The organism is Halorhodospira sp. 9628 (assembly GCF_022228075.1).
GTDB classification, from domain to species: Bacteria; Pseudomonadota; Gammaproteobacteria; order Nitrococcales; family Halorhodospiraceae; genus Halorhodospira; species Halorhodospira halophila_A.
Genome location: NZ_JAJNRF010000003.1, coordinates 262364 through 281295, shown reverse-complemented (window position 1 = coordinate 281295; position 18932 = coordinate 262364). Strand labels below are relative to the sequence as shown.

The window sequence follows — 18932 nt, the reverse complement described above, 5'->3', positions numbered from 1 at the left end:
GGCCCCCCCCCCCCCCCCCGGGGGGGGCCCCCCCCCGGGGGGGGGGGGGGGTCGCGATTCATGTCCGCGCCACGCAAGCTGTAACCTTACTGGTCCATGCACCGCCAAGGCAAACGGAGTCAGACCCTGAGACGTCGATCGACACTGCTGCGCCTGGTGCGCATGCTCGAGCCGTACCGCTGGCGCCTGGCCGCTGCGGCCGCAGCGCTGCTCGTCGCCGCCGGAGGCGTGCTGGCCATCGGCCAGGGGCTTCGGCTGGTCATCGATCACGGGTTCGCCGATGGCGATGCGGCGATGCTTGATCGTGCGCTGCTGGCGACCCTGGCGATGATCCTCATCCTGGCGCTGGCCTCGGCAACCCGCTACTACCTGATCACCTGGATCGGCGAACGGCTGGCCGCGGATCTGCGCGAGCAGCTCTTCCACCGCCTGCTCCGCCTCGAGCCGGCCTTTTTCGAGCGCACCGGGGCGGGCGAGGTCCAGTCCCGGCTGACCGCCGACACCACGGTCCTGCAGAATCTCTTCGGCTCGGCGCTGTCGATCGCCCTGCGCAACGCCCTGACCTTCGTCGGCGCCCTGTTGCTGCTGTTCGTCACCAGCCCGCGCCTGGCCACCCTGGTGGTGGTGGGCATTCCGCTGATCCTGATCCCCATCCTCTGGTTCGGGCGGCGGGTGCGCAGCCTCTCTCGGGACAGCCAGGACCGGGTGGCCGACGTGGGCCGTTTCGCCGGTGAATCGCTGCACGCCATCGGCACGGTCCAGGCCTTCGGCCATGAGGCCGAGGACCGCAAGCGCTATGCCGAGCGGGTGGAAGAGGCCTTCGCGACCGCCATCCGTCGGACCTGGCAGCGGGCGTGGCTGACCGGCGTAGCCCTGCTCTTCGTCTTCGGCGCGGTCGGTGCCGTGCTCTGGCAGGGCGGTCACGATGTGCTCGCCGGGCGCATGACGCCCGGGGAGCTGTCGGCGTTTGTCTTCTATGCGGTGCTGGCCGCCGGGTCGGTGGCCGCCATGGCCGAGGTGGCCGGAGAGATCCTGCGTGCCATGGGGGCCACCGACCGCATCTTCGAGCTGATCGATGCGGAGCCGCGGATCCGGGCTCCGGACCGCCCGCGAGCGCTGCCGCACCCGGTGCGTGGCGAGGTGCGTTTCGATGGCGTGACCTTCGCCTACCCGGCGCGGGCGCATCAGCCGGCACTGCGTGGGGTGACCCTTTGTGCGCGCCCCGGCGAGCGACTGGCCCTGGTGGGACCGTCGGGTGCGGGTAAGAGCACGCTGCTGCAGCTGCTGCTGCGCTTTTACGATCCGGATGCCGGTTGCGTGCAGCTCGATGGGGTGGACCTGCGCGACCTGGATCCGGCGGAGCTGCGCCGCTGCACCGGGCTGGTTGCCCAGGAGCCGGTGCTTTTCACCGGGACTGCCGCCGAGAACATCCGCTATGGCCGCCCGGAGGCCGGCGATGCCGAGGTGCGTGCAGCAGCGCACGACGCCAACGCCCTCGGGTTCCTCGAGCGGCTGCCGCAGGGGCTGGATACCGAACTCGGCCCCGGTGGGGTCCAGCTCTCCGGCGGTCAGCGCCAGCGCGTCGCCATCGCCCGCGCCATCCTGCGCGACCCGGCGGTGCTATTGCTCGACGAGGCCACCAGCGCACTGGATGCGGAGAGTGAGCAGGCCGTGCAGCAGGCGCTTGAGCGCCTCATGGCCGGGCGGACGACCCTGGTCATCGCGCACCGGCTGGCCACGGTCGTGGCCGCCGACCGCATCGTGGTCCTGGACCAGGGGCGGGTGGAAGCCCAGGGGACCCACAGCGAGCTGCAGCAGCATAGTCCCCTGTACCGGCGCTTCTGCGCCCTGCAGCTGGGCGGGGCCAAGCCGGCGAAGGCCGACAGCGGAGCCAGCGTGTCATAATGACGCAGACTGGCCAGGAGGTGGTATGAACCGGGTGACCGACGAGCCCATCGCACTCGAGCCGCTGCTCGCCGATACCGCCGACCCCGCGGCCGGCGCCCTGGTGGTTTTCGGCGGGACGGTCCGCGATCACCACGAGGGGCGGCGCGTGGCGGCGATTGCCTACTCGGCGTACCGCCCCATGGCCGAGCGCGTGCTGGCCGAGCTGGAGGCCGAGGTGATCGAGCGCTTTGGTGTCGGGGCTTGTCGCATCGTTCATCGCGTCGGCGAGTTGGCCATCGGTGAGGAGAGCGTCGTCGTCGTGGTTCGAGCTGCCCACCGGGGTGAAGCTTTCGAGGCGGCCCGTTACGCCATCGACACGCTCAAGGTGCGGGCGCCATTCTGGAAGGACGAGCATTATGAGGACGGAACCCGCGCGTATCAGCAGGGGGTGCCGCTGACCCCCCTGACCGGCGCGGATGGGAAAACGACTGCCGGGGGAAAGGTATGACGAATCTCACCCGTGAGGCCGTGGAGCAGGCTCTGCGCCAGGTCCGGGATCACTATCTGGGCACCGATCCGGTCTCGGCCGGCTGCGTTGACGAGATCGCGATCGACGACGAGAGCGTTCGGGTGGTGGTGCAGCTCGGCTACCCGACCGGGGGCTATCGCCAGACGCTGGGCGAGGAGCTGCGTGCCGCCATCGAGCAGGGGACCGGGGCGCAGCAGGTGCAGATCTCGGTGCAGACGCGCATCCACGCCCATGCGGTTCAGCCGGGCGTCAAGGCGCAGGACGAGATCAAGAATATCATCGCCGTCGCCTCCGGAAAGGGCGGTGTGGGCAAGTCGACGGTCACGGCCAATCTGGCCCTCGCGCTGCAGGCCGATGGCGCCCGGGTCGGGGTGCTCGACGCCGACATCTACGGGCCGAGCCAGCCGCGCATGCTCGGTGTGCGTGGCCAGCCGGAGTCCCGGGACGGCAAGCACATGCAGCCGATGCTCGGCCACGGCATCCAGGTGATGTCGGCCGGCTTCCTGGTCGATGAAGAGACCCCGATGATCTGGCGAGGGCCCATGGTGACCCAGGCCCTGGAGCAGCTGCTCACCGAGACGGCCTGGGAGGGGCTTGACTACCTCATCGTGGACATGCCGCCGGGGACCGGGGACATTCAACTCACTCTGGCCCAGAAGGTGCCGGTCAGTGGCGGCGTGATCGTCACCACGCCCCAGGACATCGCGCTGCTCGACGCACGCAAGGGGTTGCGCATGTTCGAGAAGGTGGATGTAGCCGTGCTCGGTATCGTCGAGAACATGAGCACGCACATCTGCTCGAACTGTGGCCATGAGGAGCACATCTTTGGCAGCGGTGGCGGCGCCGCCATGGCCAGCCAGTACGGGGTGCACCTGCTCGGATCGCTGCCGCTGGATATCACCATCCGCGAGCAGTCGGACAGCGGCCACCCCACCGTGGCCGCCGACCCCGACGGCCGGATCGCTACCGATTACCGGCACATGGCGCGCAGCGTCGCGGCCCAGTTGTCGTTGCGCGAGCGCAGTTCCGGCAGCGCCTTTCCCAACATCGTCGTCGGTGATTCCTCCGAGTAGCCAGCGGCCAGCCGGGCGCGTTGTCTAGCGCGCCCGGCTGGTGACGTAGGCGGCGAAGCGATCGAGCAGCGCCGTCGCCTCCGGCGTGGCCGCGACCTGGCGATAGAGCGCGCGCGGGTCGAAGCCCTCCCGGCGCAGATCCGGGCGGCGATGGAAGATGTAGCCGCGGGTGATGGCGGTGTCGAACTCCGGGTGGAACTGGACGCCCCAGGCGTGACGCCCCCAACGGAACGCCTGGTGGGCGTCGTGCTCGTTGGCGGCGAGAACGACGGCGCCCTCGGGCAGTTCCAGCACCGACTCCTCGTGGGTGACGTGGGCTGCGAAGCGCTCCGGCACGGGGGCGAACAGGGGGTCGTCGGCGCACGGTGCCAAGCGCTCGACGCCGACGGTGCCGATCTCGCGGCCGCGTGGGTTGGGGCCGGCGCGGCCGCCGAGGCCGTGGGCCAGCAACTGGTGGCCGTAGCAGATACCGAGGATCGGGATATCTTTGCCGGCGGCTTGCGCGAGCCAGTCGGCGGCGGCTTCGCTCCACGGTTCACGATGCGAGACCATCGCCGGTGAACCAGTGACCACGATACCGGCCGGGTGAGCCGGTTTCGGCAGGGATGCGGGTCCGGCGGTGGCGTCCACGGTGCGCCAGGGAGCACGCCCCAGGCCGGCGCCGATCCAGTCCTCGAAGTCACCCTGCCGGCGCAGTGCAGGGAGGGTGCGTCCGGTCTTGACCACCCAAATGGTTCCGTCGGTGGTGTGCTCATTCGTCATGCCCGAAAGCTCCTTATCGGTCCTCTCCAATCCCGGCGTGGGGTTGCGGAGGATTGTGCTACTGGGCCAGCCGGTTGCGTCCGCCCTTCTTGGCCCGGTAAAGGGCTTGATCGGCGGCCTGTACGACGGCGTCGGCGTCTGTCGCGGTACTGCTGTCGGCGACGCCGATGCTGATGGTGATTTGCGTCTGCTGCCGCCCGCGCTTGATGCCCCGTTTGCGGCTGCCGTGCCGGTCATCGGCCGGCCGGTCGCTACCCCGGAGGCGGAACGGGGTGCTGGCGATCGTCTCGCGCACCGTTTCCAGCGCCTCGACGACCTGCTCCGCGGTGCGCCCCGGGAAGACGACCGCGAACTCCTCGCCACCGTAGCGGAAGGGGTGCCCGCCCGCGCCGACCCGGCCGATGTTTGCCGCCACCCGACGCAGCACCTGGTCCCCGACTTCGTGTCCGTGGGTGTCGTTGAAGGACTTGAAGTGGTCGACGTCGGTCATGGCGATGGCGTAGCTTCCGCTCAGTCCCTGCGTCAGGCTGTCCATGGCGCGCCGGTTCGGTAGGCCGGTGAGCCCGTCGCGGAACGCCATGCGGTGGGCTTCCTGTAAAACGGCGACAAGCAGGAGGAAGAGGGCAACCGCGCCCAGCAGGGTGGGCAGCACCAGCTCGCCGCCCCTTGCAAGGGCCAGTTCCAGGCCGAGGGTGGTGGTCAGCAGCGCGCTGAAAGCGCCCACGTGGGGCGGGGTGGGGTCGAGCAGGGCCCACAGGAGCAGGCTCGCGGCGGCCAGCGCGGCGAGCAGCAGGCCCTGTTCGGGCAGGCTGCTCCAGTCGGCCAAGCCAAGCGGCAGGAAGGTGGTGGCGGCCAGTGCTTCCAGCCAGTCGGGCTGGTAGCGGAACAGGCCGAGGACGAGCAGGGCTTGCAGCGCCAGGGCGGCGCAGCGCCACAGCCCGGCTCGGCTGAGCAGGCCCCGGTCATCGAGCAGGGTCAGGATCAGGAGGTTGATCGGCAGCAGGATGGCGGCCGCCGTGACCCCGTGGGCCGGTGACGGCGCAACGCCGATCCCGCTGATGGCCAGGCTGATGGCGGCGGCCTGCAAGGCCAGGTTGGCGCGCCGGTAGAGCAGGGCCAACACCGCCACCATGCCGCCGGCGATGGCGAGGAACTCGAACGAGTGGGCCTCCAGCAACGCGATCGCCGGGCGCGGGAAGGGGGCGTCAAGCAGGACGATCCAGGCCGCCAGGGCGGCCAGGAACAGCAGGTGAAGCAGCCAGGTCGAGCTGAGCAGGCGTTGCACGGCGGCCATTGCGTCTCCATCCGGGGCGCGCGGCACCGGCGCGCGCAGCTCAGGAATCGTAGCCCCACAGCGAGGCGAGCTGGAAGCGCTGCGCCAGCTGATGGGTGGGCTCCAGTGAGTCGACGTTGGGCATGTCCGGCTGGCTGGTGTCGCGATAGAGCGGTCGTGCCGTGGGCTGGCCGTTGGCCTTGATCAGGACGGCCACGACCGGGTTGGCGCCGCGGTTGCCGCGCTGGATGACGACGCCGCGCTCGCCGCTGTCCAGGGCGACGAAACTGCCTGCCGGATAGATCCCGATGGTCTGGATCAACCCGGAGAGGATGTCGCGGTCGTAGATCCGGCCACTCTGATTCATCAGCTCGAGCAGGGTCTCGCGGACCGCCGTGGCAGGCCGGTAGACACGGTTGCTGATCATCGCCAGATAGGTGTCGGCGATGGTCAGGAGCCGTGCCCCGCGGCAGATTTGAGTACCGTGCAGGCCAGCCGGGTAGCCGCTGCCGTCGAGCCGTTCGTGGTGCTCGGCGACGACCCGGAGCCAGATCGGGTCCTCGACCCCGGCTGCCGACAGGCGTTCCACCGAGCGCAACGGGTGCTCTTCCAGGTCCCTGCGCTGGGCGTCGTCGAGTGGTGCACTCTGGCGATCAAGGCCATCCTGCGTCTCGAGCATACCGATGTTCGCCGAGAGGGCGGCGAGGACGATGGAACGCCGCTCGCTGTCCGGGATGTCCAACTGGCTGCCAACGACATCGCAAAGGATCGCCTGGCGGATCGGGTGGCGGATCGAGTAGGCGAACGCCTCATCGAGGTGGGCAGCCCCGATGGCCGCATCGGCGTCGCGCTCGACCAGGTCGCCGATACGGCTGGCGAGGTGGTCGAGGCGACGCAGGAAGCGGTCGTTATCCTCGCCCAGCCACTTGAAGGTCTCCTGCAGCGCGCGGGAGATCTGATAGATCAGGTCGAAGGGGTTGCGGAAAGCGGCCAAGGCGAGCTCGCGCCGCCGCGAGACCCCGCCGGTCTCTTGACGCCAGGCGGCCACGTGGTAGGGCGTCCGGCCGATCTGCAGGAGCCGCTCCAGCTGCTCGCGGGAGCGCAGAATCGAGCCGCGCCGCAGCAGTAGGTGCCCGTAGGCGTCCTCGATGTCGTAGGGCACGGGCTTTCCGAGCGCCAGGTCGTCGGCTTGAACGGTGGCCCGCTTGGTGGGGATGGCCCGCTGGTTCATGGTCTCAGGCTCGTTGTCCGGCTCCGACCATTCTACCAGCCTATGCGTGGGTATACGCCCGCGGAACGAACCGGCCCTGGGCGGGGCTGTGCGAGACTCCATGGAGGAACGGTGTTTTTGGAGGCGTTGATTCTTGTCGTCATGCTGGGGGGCATGCTGCTGATCGTCGGCTACACGGTGGTCACGGGCATCTCGCCGCTGCCCTCCACACGTCTGGGGCAGGAGTTGGTGATTGCTGCGCTACCGGCCGAGCTCGAGGGAACGGTGATCGAGGCTGGCTCTGGATGGGGCGGGCTGGCCCGGGCGGTGGGGCGACGGTGCCCGCGGGCCCGGGTGATCGGGTACGAGCTCTCGCCGCTGCCGTGGTTGTTCGCCTGCCTGCTGCAGTGGATCCGGCCGGTGCCCAATGTCGAATTCCGGCGCCGCGACCTGCGCCAGGTGTCCTTCCGTGATGCCCGTGCGGTGGTTTGCTATCTGCACCTTGAGGCGATTCGCGAGCTCGAGCCGCGATGGCGCCGGGAGTTGCCCGCCGGGGCGCTGGTGGTGAGCAACACGTTCCGCATCCCGGGCTGGCAACCGTGCGCCGTGCACCGGCCGCCCGTGCGCCTGGACGCCCCGGTCTATCTCTACCGGATTCCGCGGGCCTGTCGCGCTCGTTTGGACGTGTGCGGCTAGCTCAGCGGTGGCCGTGGCGCTGTCTGATCGCCTCGATCTCGGCGCCCCGGCGCAGGAAAGCCTCCACGCACTCCCCGCACAGCTTGCCCGCCTTTGCCTCGGCTCGCAGGGTCTCGGCAGCCTCGGCGAAACCCCAAGGCCGTTTGTAGGGACGCTCGCTGGTCAGGGCGTCGAAGACGTCGGCGACGGCCACAATGCGCCCCTCCAGCGGGATCTGCTCGCCGCTTGCACCGGTCGGATACCCGCTGCCGTCAAGGCGCTCGTGGTGGTAGGCGACGATGTTGCGCATGATGGCCGCCCGCCGGTCCTCGCTCAGCCCCAGCTCCTCGGTCATCGCCAGCACCATGGCCACGCCGCGGCTGACGTGCTCGCGCATCTGCGCGAACTCCTCGTCGGTGAGCCGGCCGGGCTTGAGCAGGATGCCGTCGGGGACGGCTATCTTGCCCACGTCATGCACCGGGGCGAACTGATAGACCATCTCGATGTATTCGTCGCCGAGACCGTGAGCTGCGGCCAGCTCCAGAGCGATCAGTCGGCTGTACTCCGCCATCCGGGCGAGGTGGCCACCGGTCTCGTCGTCCCGCGCACGGCCGAAGGCCATGGCCGTGCGCGCCGCGCCGCGCAGGGTCTGCGTGGTGCGGATGGAGGTGATGGCGAGCAAGCGGGCCAGGTCGATGTAAGGCGCCAGCCGCTCGACGACGGCCTCCGAGAAGTAGCCCGGCCGCCGGGAGTTGAGGAACAGGAAGCCGAAGAAATTCTCGTCGTGCTGCAGCGGCAGGATCATCCCGGCGCGCAACCCGCTCTCGCGGATGCTGACGGTGTGCGGTTTCGGGCTGGGGTGTTCCCGGTAGTCGTCGATGATGCGCACCTGCGGCGCCTCGGCCAGGGCGCGCAGGGTGGGGGCCTCGCCTAGCCGGGTCTCGTAGTGATCCAGGGGGCTGGGAGCATCGCCGCCGGCGCCGTAGGTCTTGAGACGGTTGGCGTCCGGTTCGTAGATGGCGACGGCGATGCGGTGGATTGCGCCGCCGGGCAGCGCTTGGTTGATATGGCAGCGCAGGCGTTCAAAGCGCTCGCTAAGGCGCAGGTGCGGTTCCTGGTCGCTCAGCGGCAGGGTATCCAGCGCGTCGGTGACTATGTCACCCGCCTGGGGGCAGGGTGAATTCGCGTCTGTGCCCATGACATCTCCGTCGGGGGGTCGGGAGGGGTCGCGGGCGTCCATACCCTTCTTTGATACGGCGCAATTGTGCCATAAAGTTCGAGGTTGTGGCCATCGGCCCGGCTGGGCGCCCGATCGGGCCGCGTTGACAGCTGCCCCGAGCCGGCCGTAGAGTCCAGCCTCCCCAGGTGACCTGGCAGTTACCATCGCTGCCGGGGCCGTTCCCCGCCGCGTGGTCCGCCCGACAGCGCCGGGGACGGTCGGGAAGTCGGTGCGCACTGCGGCCCGGGCGGGCGCAGGCAAGGCCGACGCTGTCCCCGCAACGGTAGGCGAGAGTGGGCGCTGCATCGCCACTGCATCCACGGTGTCCCTGGCACCCGGTGCGGGAAGGCGCGGCGCCCGGGGTTCGACCCCGCTCGCGAGCCCGGAGACCGGTCTGGGGGTCGCAGCCACACGGCGGGGAACCGTGCGTGGCGGTGACGGTAGCTTCAGCCGCGCCCTGTCCCAGCGCCACGGCGTGCCCGTTTCCGACCCGCTCCCCGCATGGCGTACTGGATCCAGTGACTGGAGGAGCCATGCACCGCAATCCATGCATCGCCCTCGTGGCCGGGGTCGGCCTTATCCTCGGCGGGTGTGGGGATGCCCTCGACGATGATCCGGATGGAGGGGGTGTCCGGGAAACCCGTGAGGTTGAGGATATGCTCGGCCGCAGCGTGGAGGTCCCGGAATCGGCCGAGCGGATCGCCACGGTCAATGTCGACGCCTTCCGCATGGCGCTCCACCTGGGGGTTGAGGAGCGCCTGGTGGGCATCCCGAGCGATATGTACGGCTCGCGTTTCTCCGAGGCGAAGCCCATCGAGGTCGAGGCCTTCGGGCGCCTTGACGAGGTGGCCATGGTCGGCGGCGGCCAGCCCGGTTCGGAGTTCAGTGCCGAGCGGGTGCTCGCCACGGAGCCGGATCTGTTTATCTACTGGGCCTTCAGCCGCGGTGATGACGATCAGGCGATGGCCGAACAGGCAGAACGCTACGAGCAACAGCTGGGCGTGCCGGTGGTGGCGCTGAACACCCTGGGCCGGGAGCGGGCGTCGCAGGAGGCCGTCGAGGAGCAGATCGAACAGGCCTACCGGCTCCTCGGCGAAGTGTCCGGTCGCGAGGAGCGGGCCGAAGAGCTGCTCGATTTCTACCACGCCACGGTCTCCGCCGTGCAGCAGCGGGTCGCTGGCGAGCAGCCGCCTCGGGTCTATCTGGCCCACCGGCGCAATCTCTACAACCACGTCTCCTTCTACTTCCCCGTCGAGCTGCTCGGTGCCGAGATGGTCACTGCCGGCCGTGCCGGCGACGATGGCGAGGTCAGTGCCGAGGAGCTGCTGAGCTGGGATCCCCAGCATATCCTCCTCCACACACCGTCCCGAGCGAGTCGCGTGGAACGCGCCGAGGTGCTCGACGATGAGCGCTTGTCCGGTGTAGCAGCCATCGAGGCGGAGCGTATCCACCGCTTCAAGGGCACCTACATGGGCTGGGACCTGGCGACGGGGTTGATCGATCTGGTGCACATGGCTCGCGTCCTCTACCCGGAGGCCATGGCAGGCGTCGATCTCCGCGACCGCGGCGAGGAGATTCTGGAGGTCTTCTACGGCGACCCCGGTCTCTACGACCGGCTCATGGAGCTCAGCAGCCTCGAGGATGGCTGAGTTGACCGTCGGCACCCCCGTCCGGCCGGCGCCACCGCGGGGCCTCATTGACGACTACACGCGCGCGATCCGGGCCAAGACGCTGGTGCTGCTCGGCCTGGCGGCAGCCCTGGTGGCTACGGCGGGCTTTGGCTTGGCGCTGGGCCCGATGGGCATCCCGCTGAGCGAGGTGGTGCAGGCGCTGGTGGCTCGCCCGCTCGGGGCGTCGTGGGTCAGCGCGCAGACCGAGAACGTGGTCTGGAACATCCGCCTGCCGCGCCTGGCTACCGCGATGGTGGCCGGCATGGGGCTGGCGCTCGGTGGCGTCATCCTGCAGAGCCTGCTGCGCAATCCTATGGCTTCGCCGTTCACCCTGGGGATCGCCTCGGGAGCCTCGCTGGGGGCGGCGCTGGCGATCATTTTCGGCTTCTCGGCCTTCGGTGTTTACGGCATCGTCGGCAACGCCTTCCTCTTCGCCATGGCGGTGTCCCTGCTCATCCTGCTCATCGGGCAGTGGAAGGGGGCGACGCCGATGAGCCTGATCCTCGCCGGCATCGCTCTGATGTACTTCTTCGGGGCGACCACGACGCTGCTGATCTACTTCGCTGATGCCGACGCCACCCGAGAGGTCATGTTCTGGAGCGTGGGCAGCCTCAGCCGCGCCGACTGGGAGAGCTTCGTATTCATCAGTGCGGCGCTGGTGGCGACTCTGCCGGTCTTCCTCTGGAAAAGCGGCGATCTGAACCGGTTGCTGCTCGGTGACGAGACCGCCACCAGCTTGGGGATCGCGGTCGGTCCGCTGCGCATCGGCCTGATGTTCCTGGTCGCCCTGTTGGTCGCGGTCACCGTGGCGTTCACCGGCGGGATCGGCTTCCTCGGTCTGGTGGCGCCGCACCTAGCGCGGCTTTTGATCGGCTCGGATCACCGCTTCCTGATCCCGGCCACTGCCCTGATTGGCGCCCTGCTGCTGACGCTGGCGGATCTGGTATCGCTGCACGCCTTCGAATCGGTGGTGTTGCCCGTGGGTGTGGTCACGGCGTTCATCGGTTCGCCGCTGTTCATCTATCTGATCCTGCGCCGCCGCGAGACGGGAGGGGGGGCGTGACGGCGACCGGGATCGAACTGCTCGGCGTGCGCTACGCCTATCGGCGCACCGAGGTGCTTCGCGGTGTCGACGCACGCGTGGAAGCCGGCGAGGTGGTCGCCCTGATCGGGCCCAACGGCTCTGGCAAGAGCACGCTGCTCAAGTGCATCACCGGCATCCTGCGTCCGCGCCACGGGACCCTCACCATCGCCGGTGAGCCGGTGCAGGGGCAGCGGCAGGCGCGCATCGCCCGCCGGCTCTCCTACGTGGCGCAGACCGCCGATGCCGTCTACCCGCTGACCGTGCTCGAAAGTGTACTGCTCGGTCTGCGTCGGGCGAGCTGGCGGCACGATCCGGCGGACCTCGCCCGCGCCGAGGCTGTGCTCAAGCGTCTGGGTATGGCGGATTTGGCGCAGGCGCCGCTGACCGAGATCAGCGGCGGGCAGCGGCAAAAAGCGGCCATCGCCCGGGCGCTGGTCCGGCAGACGCCGTTCCTGCTGCTCGACGAGCCAACCAACCATCTGGACATGAAGCACAAGCGCGATGCCATCGAGATCCTGACCGCGTGCGCCCGGGAACAGGGGCAGGGCGTGCTGGTCGTGCTCCACGATATCAACATCGCCGTGCAACTGGCTGACCGCATCGTGCTGCTGCGCGATGGCCGGGTCATGGCCGACGGACCGCCGCAGGCGGTGATCGACACGCCGACCATCCGTGCCGCCTATGACGTGGATGTCCGCGTTGTCGAGCACCAGCAGGCGCCCTTCGTGGTCGGCTACCGATTGCAGCAGAGAGGGGGTGTGCATGACGGGTGAGGTCTGGTTCGTGGGGGCGGGGCCCGGGGCGGCCGATCTGATCACGGTCCGCGGGCGGGATCGTGTCGCGGCGGCGGACGCCGTGCTCTACGCCGGCTCGCTGGTACCCGCCGGGGTGCTGGAATGGGCGCCGCCCCACTGTGAGGTCGCCGACTCCAAGGGCATGACCCTGGAGGAGATCCAGGGCTGGCTGCTCGAGCGCGCCCGGGCCGGACGCCGCGTGGTGCGGTTGCAGCCCGGCGATCCGGGGCTCTACGGCGCTTTCGTGGAGATCGTGCGTCCGCTGGATGCGGCTGGCATCCCGGTCCACCTGGTCCCGGGGGTGACCTCGGCGATGGCTGCCGCGGCGGCCGCCGGCGAGAGCCTGACCCTGCCCGAGGGGACTCAGACCGTGATCTTCACCCGGGTGGAGGGGCGTACCCCCATGCCGGCCGGCGAGCAGCTCGCCGACCTGGCCCGCCACGGCAGCACCCTGTGCATCTATCTCTCGATCACCCTGCTGGAGCGCCTGGCGGACGCCCTCTGCCGGGGTGGCTGGGAAGAGGATGCCCCGGTGGTGGTGGTCCACCGCGCCTCCTGGCCCGGGGTGGAGCAGGTGCTGCGCACCTGCATCCGCGATCTCGCCGAAGACTGCCGCGCCGCCGGGCTCAATAGCCAGACGATGATCCTGGTTGGACCGGCGCTGGGGGCGCGGCAGGCGGCGCCGGCGGCGCGCTCGCGGCTCTACGATCCGGACTTCGCGCACCGTTTCCGCCGCCCTGAAAGCTGAGGACGTTTCTGAATGAGTGATTGTATCCTTCTGATCGGGCATGGATCACGCCAAGAGGACGGCAATGAGGAGATCCGCCGGTTCGCCGGGATGCTGGCCGAGCGCTATCCGGACTGGCGACTGGAGACCTGCTTCATCGAGTTCGCCGATCCGCTGCTTAGCGAGGGCCTGGATCGCGCCGCGGCCCGTGCCGAGCGCGTCATTGCCGTGCCGCTGATCCTCAATGCCGCCGGGCACGTGAAACTCGAGGTGCCCGAGCAGGTCGATGCGGCTCGAGAGCGGCACCCCGGCGTCGATTTCCGCCTGGCACGCCACCTGGGAGTCAGTGAATCGTCGCTGGGTCTGGTCGAGCGGCGTCTGCGCGATGCCATGCAGGCCCTGCACGTCCCCGATCCGCGGACCACCGGCGTCATCCTGCTCGGTCGGGGGTCCTCGGACCGCACCGCCAACGGGGAGCTCGCGCGGTTGGGGCGGTGGCTCTACGAGGGTGGCGAGCATGACCTGGTCGATATCGCCTTCACTGGCGTGACGCACCCGCGCCTGGAGGCGGTGGTGCAGCGCCACCACCTGCTGGGCGCGACGCAACAGGTGATCCTGCCGTACTACCTGTTCACCGGACGGTTGATCGAGCGCATCGAGCAACAGGTGGAGCGGCTGCGCATCCAGTATCCCCGGACGGTCTTCGCCCTGGCGGATTATCTCGGTTTCGAGCCGGAAGTCTTCGATCTGATCGCCCACCGGGTGGAGGAGGCGCGGACCGGGCAGGCCATGCTCGAGTGCGACGGCTGTCCGCACCGGGCCGCGGCCGGTCATCACCACCATCATCACCACCACTGAGGGTGCCGCAATGTCCCGTGAGCCGTCCGTGACCGAGCAGCAGACCGCCTCCGGGCGGCGTATCGAGGAGTGCTCCTTCGCCCGTGTTGATGCCGAGGCCGGAGATCGCAGCGCCTACGACACCGCACAGTGGCCGGTAGTCCGGCGCATGATCCACGCCACGGCGGATTTTGATTTCAACGGTGTGACCCGCTTCCATCCCCAGGCGGTGGCAGCCGGGGTGGCGGCGATCCGCTCCGGGGCGCCGGTGTTCGTCGATGTCGAGATGATCCGGGTCGGCCTCTCGGCGGCACGCCTGCGCTATTTCGGGGTCGAGGCCCACTGCTTGATGAACGACCCGCAAGCGGCGGAGCGTGCCGAGCGCGCCGGGACGACACGGGCCGAGCAGGCCGTCGCCCTGGCCGCCGAGCAGGGGCGGCTCGACGGCGCCATGGTCGCCGTGGGCAACGCCCCGACCGCCCTGCGGGCGATCCTCGCGCGCATCGAGCGTGGCGAGGTGGCGCCGCGACTGCTGATCGCCATGCCGGTGGGATTTGTCGCCGCCGCCGAGTCCAGCGACGAGGCTATGGCGCAACAGCGGGTGCCGTGGATTGCCACGGCCGGGCGCAAGGGCGGGACGCCGGCGGTGGTGGCCTGCCTCCACGCCCTGCTTGGCCTGGCCGGGGAGGCCGGCGCGTGAGCCCCGTGTGCACCATCGTCGGCGTGCTGGATGACGGCCCCGAAGCGCTGGCGCCTGCTGCCCGCGATGCGATCGCCGGGGCGGATCTGCTCATCGGCGGGCGGCGCGTTCTCGAAACCTGTGCGCCCCTGGCCCCCGGGGCGGAGCGCCGGGATCTGACCGGCAGCGTGGCGCAAGTTCCGGCCTGGATCGAGGCCGCGGCGGCGCAGCGGCGGCACGTGGTGGTTCTTGCCAGTGGCGACCCGCTCTGCCACGGCATTGGCGAGCGCGTCACCGCGAGCCTCGGTGCCGCGCGCTGCCGGGTACTGCCGGCCCCGTCGCTGGTTCAGCTGGCCTGTGCCCGGCTCGGTTGGCCGGTGGCGCAGACCGCCATCGCCTCGGTGCACGGCCGCGCGGCCGATGACTGGTCGGCGCAGGCGGCGTCGCCCGAGCACCCGATGAGCGGGGTGCTGCGTGCCCTGGATGATCACGAGCGCGTGGCGGTCTACACCACCGGTGAGAATGGCGCCGACTGGCTGGCCCGGCAGCTGCAGGCGGTCGGCTACAGCGATGAAGAACTGGAGGTGGCCGTAGTGGCGCGCATCGGGCGGGAGGATGAACAGCTCCATCCGCCGGCGCCGCTCGGCAGCGCTGCGGCGCACCGGTATGCGCAGCCCCATGTGGCGCTGGTGCGGCGCCGTACGGCGGCACTGGCCTGGCCATTCGCCGGGGCCGATGCATCGTTTGCCCAGCGTCGCCCGCAGCGCGGCCTGATCACCAAGCGGGAGGTCCGGGCGGTTGCCCTGGCCAGTCTGGCGCTGACCGCCGAGAGCCGGGTCTGGGATATCGGGACCGGTTCCGGGGCGGTGGCCCTCGAGGCCGCGAGGCTCTGCCCGCGGGGGCATGTCTGGGCCATGGAGCGCCGCCTCGAGGATCTCGCCATCGCCGAGGAGAATCGGCGCCGGCGTCGGGCGGGGAATGTCACGCTCCATCACGGCCGGGCTCCGCAGGGGCTGGAACAATGGCCGGATCCGGACGCGGTGTTCATCGGTGGCTCCGGCGGAGCACTGGGCACGTTGATCGACCACTGCCTGGAGCGACTGCGTCCGGGCGGGCGGCTGGTGATCAACGTGGTGACCCTGGAGAATCTCCAACAGGCCATGGCCCGGCTCGATGCCGCCGCGGCCCAGGGGACCGTGCAGTGGGAGGCGGTGCAGCTGCAGGCCAGCCGCAGTGGTGAGCTGGCCGGGATGCGCACTTTCCGCGCGGAGAACCCGGTCTGGGTACTCACGGCGAACAAGACGGAGACAGCATGACGACAGCCTCGGGAAGGTTGATCGGGGTTTCGCTGGGCCCCGGGGATCCCGGATGGATCACGCGCCGGGCCTGGCAGGTCCTGCAGGGAGATGCGCGCTGGGCGTATCCGGTGCGGGCCCAAGGGCAGCGCAGCTACGCGCTGGATATCGTCGAGCGCGGCGGGCTGGTGGCACCGGACGATGCCATGCCCCTGGTCTTCCCGATGACCCACGACCCGGGGACGCTGGCGCTGCACTGGGGGCGGGCGGCGACGACCGTGGCCACGACCCTGGCGCAGGGGCGGGATGTGGCCTTCCTGGTCGAGGGCGATGCCTCGACCTACGCCACCTTCGGGCACCTGGCCCGTACCGTGCTCGCCGAGGAGCCCGGTGCCGGAGTGGAGACCATCCCGGGGGTGGCCTCCTTCCTGGCGGCCCCGGCGCGCGTCGGCTGGCCGTTGGCCAGCCAGGGCGACGCGCTGGCGGTGCTCCCGGGGGGGTACGGGATGGAGACCGTGGAACGACTGTTGCCGGAGGTGGATACGCTGGTGCTGCTCAAGGTCAAGCCCTTGCTCGACCCGCTGGTCGAGCTGCTCGAGCGGCGCGGGTTGAGCGACGCCAGCGTCTTCGTCGAGCGCGTCGGCACCCCGCAGGAGCGGGTGGTTACGGAGATCACCGGGCTGCGCGGCGAGACGGTTCATTACCTCTCGCTGCTGATGGTCTGCAAGGGCCGCTCCGGCGCGCCCTCCGGAGGAGGCGAGGGCGTTTGAGCGAGGCGGGTGCAGGGCTGTTGCTGGTGGTGGTCAGCCGTGGCGGTGCCGCCGGTGCGGCGCGCCTGGCGGTGCTCTGGCCCGGGGCGGAAATCCTGGTCACCGAGCGGGTCGCGCCACTGCTGGCCGACCACGGCGAGCGCTGCACGCCGGTGGCATCCGGGGCACTCGCGGAGGCCCTGGGGGAGCGTCTCCGCTCCCCCCTCGAACAGGTTATCTGCTTCGCCTCGGTGGGTGCCTGTGTGCGCCTGCTCGCCCCGTATCTGGTCGATAAGACCCGTGACCCCGGGGTGGTCAGCGTGGATGATTCGGCGCATTTCGCGGTGGCGGTGCTCGGCGGCCACCTGGGCGGGGCCAATGCCTGGGCGCAGCGCGTCGCCCGGGAACTCGGCGCCACTCCCGTGGTGACCACGGCCTCGGACCGACGCGGGTTGCCTGCGGTGGACCTGCTCGGCCGGGAGCAGGGCTGGCGGGTGGTGGCGTCCACTGCAGCCCTACGTCGGGCCGCGGCGGCGCTGCTTCACGGTGAGCCGGTCGCGCTGATCGAGGAGGCCGACACCTGGCGCCCGGCAACCCCACCACCGGCGAACCTGTACCGCTTCACCAAGTCCGATGCCCTGGACCCGGGGGCCTACAGTGCCGTGCTCTGGGTCCGCGACGAGGCGCCGTCCGCCGATTGGCAGGCACGCCTGGGCGATCGGCTGGTACGCTACCGAACCGCGCGCCGGGGTCCGTAATGCCGCGTGTGGTGTTGGGGATTGGCTGTGACCGCGGTGCGGCGGAGGAGACGGTGGCCGCGGCGGTGGCCGCGGCACTGGCCGAGGCTGGGCTGTGCAACGCGGACGTGGTTGCGGTGGCGAGTATCGACCTCAAGCGCGATGAACCGGCGCTGCACGCCCTGGCGCGGGCCCACGGCTGGCCCCTGGTTTTCTATCCGGCGACGCAACTGGCCGCGATCCCGGTGCCGCACCCCTCTGAGGTGGTGCGCCGGCACACCGGGACGCCGGCGGTCGCCGAAGCGGCGGCGCTGTGCCGGGCCGATGCCGACAGCGCCGATCTGATCATCGAGAAACGCCGCTGGCGGGGCGGCGACGGACGCAACGCCACGGTATCGATAGCGAGGCTGAACGCATGACAGGCGATGTTCCCCCTCCGGGGCAGATCCTTCTGGTGGGGATCGGCCCGGGTGACCCGGCGCACATGACTGCGCGGGCCCGAGAGGCGATCGCCGAGGCCGAGGTGGTCATCGGTTACCAGACGTACCTCAAGCTGATCCCGGAGCTGCTGGAAGGTAAGACAGTGATCGGCAAGGCCATGACCGAGGAGCTTGACCGGGTCGAGGCAGCCTGGCAAGCGGCCCGGGCCGGGCAGGTGGTGGCCCTGGTCTCTTCCGGCGATCCCGGGGTCTACGGCATGGCAGGGCCGACCTACGAGTTCCTGCTTCAACAGGGCTGGCAGGGGGGCGCCGGGGAGGTTCAGGTGGAGGTGGTGCCGGGGACCTCGGCGCTGTCCTCCTGCGCTGCCCTGGTCGGTGCCCCCCTGACCCACGATTTCTGCACCATTTCGCTCTCGGACCTGCTCACGCCCTGGCCGGTGATCGCGCGCAGGCTGGAGGCCGCCGGGCGCGGTGACTTCGTCACCGTCCTCTACAATCCGGCGAGCAAACGCCGCCAGGCGCACATCGCCCGGGCGCAGGAGATCCTGCTGCGCTATCGCGATCCGAAGACTCCGGTGGCGGTGGTCCGCTCGGCCTACCGCGAGCGCCAGCAGGTCCAGCACCTGCCCCTAGAGCAGCTCCACCAGGCCGAGCCGAGTATGCTCAGCACGGTGATCATCGGCAACCGCTCGACCCGGTTCGAGCACGGCCGGATGGTGACCCCGCGGGGCTACACCGCCAAGTACGCTGAGGCTGGCACGCCCGTGCCCGGTGAGCAGCGCGGGCAATCGCTGAGTCTGGGGCTGGAGGGCTGGCCGGTGGTCCTGCGTCAGTGGTTGCGCGAGCAGCAGACGCCAAGCCTGGAGGCCGCGGCGGCGCATTTCGACGTCGGTTGGGCCGAGGCGTTGGCCGCCGTTGCGGACGACGTGGCGGAGCCGGATACGCCGTTCATGACCAGCCGGATCGAGGTGACGGACCTGCCGCGTCACCTGGAGGAGTGCCGCGAGTGGCCGCGGATCCGGGCCGTCGTGCGCGGGCCGGCCGGAACGCGCATGGTTTGTTCGGTGGCTGGTGCGGGGCTCTACTACGACGGTGAGACGCTGGTCCTCGGTGCCGGAGGCGGCCGGGTCGAACTCGACTGGCAGCGCGTGGCCGCGGCCTGGGCGCTGGCCGGTACCTGCCAGCTCTGCAGCCTGGAGCTGGTGGATGAACGCGGTCGGGGCCTGCTTTCGCTGCAGCGTGTTACCGGCAGGAACCCGGCCGGGGACGCATCGGGGCGTGCGGGCTGAGTC

Annotated in this window: 19 protein-coding genes and 1 riboswitch; of the genes, 15 read left to right on the top strand and 4 right to left on the bottom strand. The window is 70.1% G+C overall.

Annotated features, from left to right (window positions below):
* Nucleotides 1–96: 96 nt before the first annotated feature.
* Genes LRG10_RS05540 through apbC form a run of 3 tightly spaced genes read left to right on the top strand, consistent with a single transcriptional unit; the run spans nt 97 to nt 3489 of the window.
* Nucleotides 97–1905, top strand: a complete 1809-nt coding sequence (locus LRG10_RS05540; protein WP_238634895.1) for an ABC transporter transmembrane domain-containing protein — start codon at nt 97–99, stop codon at nt 1903–1905.
* A gap of 25 nt (nt 1906–1930) precedes the next feature.
* Nucleotides 1931–2395, top strand: a complete 465-nt coding sequence (locus LRG10_RS05535) for a molybdenum cofactor biosynthesis protein MoaE (protein WP_201241934.1) — start codon at nt 1931–1933, stop codon at nt 2393–2395.
* Nucleotides 2392–3489, top strand: a complete 1098-nt coding sequence (gene apbC, locus LRG10_RS05530) for an iron-sulfur cluster carrier protein ApbC (RefSeq protein WP_238634894.1) — start codon at nt 2392–2394, stop codon at nt 3487–3489. The genes LRG10_RS05535 and apbC overlap by 4 nt, the downstream gene beginning before the upstream one ends.
* 24 nt (nt 3490–3513) lie before the next feature.
* On the opposite strand, the gene LRG10_RS05525 is transcribed toward apbC, so the two are convergent.
* The 3 genes from LRG10_RS05525 to LRG10_RS05515 are packed head-to-tail and all read right to left on the bottom strand — an operon-like array spanning nt 3514 to nt 6755.
* A complete protein-coding gene (locus LRG10_RS05525) occupies nt 3514–4251 on the bottom strand; it encodes a glutamine amidotransferase (RefSeq protein ID WP_201241932.1) in 738 nt (245 codons plus the stop codon).
* Between the two features lie 58 nt (nt 4252–4309).
* Nucleotides 4310–5545 carry a diguanylate cyclase gene (locus LRG10_RS05520; protein ID WP_238634893.1) on the bottom strand — a complete coding sequence of 412 codons (1236 nt, stop codon included), beginning with the start codon at nt 5543–5545 and terminating at the stop codon, nt 4310–4312.
* Nucleotides 5546–5585: 40 nt separating this feature from the next.
* Nucleotides 5586–6755 carry an HD-GYP domain-containing protein gene (locus LRG10_RS05515; RefSeq protein WP_238634892.1) on the bottom strand — a complete coding sequence of 390 codons (1170 nt, stop codon included), beginning with the start codon at nt 6753–6755 and terminating at the stop codon, nt 5586–5588.
* Between the two features lie 117 nt (nt 6756–6872).
* Here LRG10_RS05515 and LRG10_RS05510 point away from each other — a divergent pair, with 117 nt between their 5' ends.
* Nucleotides 6873–7430, top strand: a complete 558-nt coding sequence (locus LRG10_RS05510; RefSeq protein WP_201241930.1) for a trans-aconitate 2-methyltransferase — start codon at nt 6873–6875, stop codon at nt 7428–7430.
* A 1-nt stretch (nt 7431) separates the two neighbouring features.
* Here LRG10_RS05510 and LRG10_RS05505 read toward each other — a convergent pair whose 3' ends face one another.
* Nucleotides 7432–8607: an HD-GYP domain-containing protein gene (locus tag LRG10_RS05505; protein ID WP_201170407.1), complete on the bottom strand. Its 1176-nt coding sequence runs from the start codon at nt 8605–8607 to the stop codon at nt 7432–7434.
* 239 nt (nt 8608–8846) lie between these two features.
* Nucleotides 8847–9020: riboswitch (cobalamin riboswitch) on the top strand.
* Between the two features lie 141 nt (nt 9021–9161).
* Between LRG10_RS05505 and LRG10_RS05500 the strand changes: the two genes are divergently transcribed.
* From LRG10_RS05500 to cobJ, 11 genes are read left to right on the top strand one after another with little or no spacing between them, the layout of a single operon-like run.
* Nucleotides 9162–10277: an ABC transporter substrate-binding protein gene (locus tag LRG10_RS05500; protein ID WP_201170405.1), complete on the top strand. Its 1116-nt coding sequence runs from the start codon at nt 9162–9164 to the stop codon at nt 10275–10277.
* The gene (locus LRG10_RS05495; RefSeq protein WP_201170403.1) at nt 10270–11361 is read left to right on the top strand and encodes an iron ABC transporter permease; all 1092 of its coding nucleotides are present in this window, start codon (nt 10270–10272) and stop codon (nt 11359–11361) included. Before LRG10_RS05500 ends, LRG10_RS05495 begins: the two co-directional genes overlap by 8 nt.
* Nucleotides 11358–12155, top strand: a complete 798-nt coding sequence (locus LRG10_RS05490) for an ABC transporter ATP-binding protein (protein ID WP_238634891.1) — start codon at nt 11358–11360, stop codon at nt 12153–12155. Before LRG10_RS05495 ends, LRG10_RS05490 begins: the two co-directional genes overlap by 4 nt.
* Complete coding sequence (gene cobM / locus LRG10_RS05485) at nt 12145–12924, top strand: precorrin-4 C(11)-methyltransferase (protein WP_201170400.1); 780 nt, start codon at nt 12145–12147, stop codon at nt 12922–12924. The genes LRG10_RS05490 and cobM overlap by 11 nt, the downstream gene beginning before the upstream one ends.
* Before the next feature lie 12 nt (nt 12925–12936).
* Nucleotides 12937–13761 carry a sirohydrochlorin chelatase gene (locus LRG10_RS05480; protein ID WP_201170399.1) on the top strand — a complete coding sequence of 275 codons (825 nt, stop codon included), beginning with the start codon at nt 12937–12939 and terminating at the stop codon, nt 13759–13761.
* A 10-nt stretch (nt 13762–13771) separates the two neighbouring features.
* On the top strand, nt 13772–14440 hold the full coding sequence (locus LRG10_RS05475; protein WP_238634890.1) for a precorrin-8X methylmutase: 669 nt from the start codon (nt 13772–13774) through the stop codon (nt 14438–14440).
* A complete protein-coding gene (gene cbiE, locus LRG10_RS05470) occupies nt 14437–15735 on the top strand; it encodes a precorrin-6y C5,15-methyltransferase (decarboxylating) subunit CbiE (protein WP_238634889.1) in 1299 nt (432 codons plus the stop codon). Before LRG10_RS05475 ends, cbiE begins: the two co-directional genes overlap by 4 nt.
* Nucleotides 15732–16484, top strand: coding sequence for a precorrin-2 C(20)-methyltransferase (cobI, locus tag LRG10_RS05465; protein WP_238634888.1), 753 nt, complete (start codon nt 15732–15734; stop codon nt 16482–16484). The genes cbiE and cobI overlap by 4 nt, the downstream gene beginning before the upstream one ends.
* Complete coding sequence (locus tag LRG10_RS05460; protein ID WP_201170395.1) at nt 16481–17221, top strand: cobalamin biosynthesis central domain-containing protein; 741 nt, start codon at nt 16481–16483, stop codon at nt 17219–17221. Before cobI ends, LRG10_RS05460 begins: the two co-directional genes overlap by 4 nt.
* Nucleotides 17221–17619, top strand: a complete 399-nt coding sequence (locus LRG10_RS05455; protein WP_201170394.1) for a cobalamin biosynthesis protein — start codon at nt 17221–17223, stop codon at nt 17617–17619. The genes LRG10_RS05460 and LRG10_RS05455 overlap by 1 nt, the downstream gene beginning before the upstream one ends.
* Entirely contained in the window at nt 17616–18929 is a 1314-nt protein-coding gene (gene cobJ, locus LRG10_RS05450) for a precorrin-3B C(17)-methyltransferase (RefSeq protein ID WP_238634887.1), read from the top strand. The genes LRG10_RS05455 and cobJ overlap by 4 nt, the downstream gene beginning before the upstream one ends.
* Nucleotides 18930–18932 lie beyond the last annotated feature (3 nt).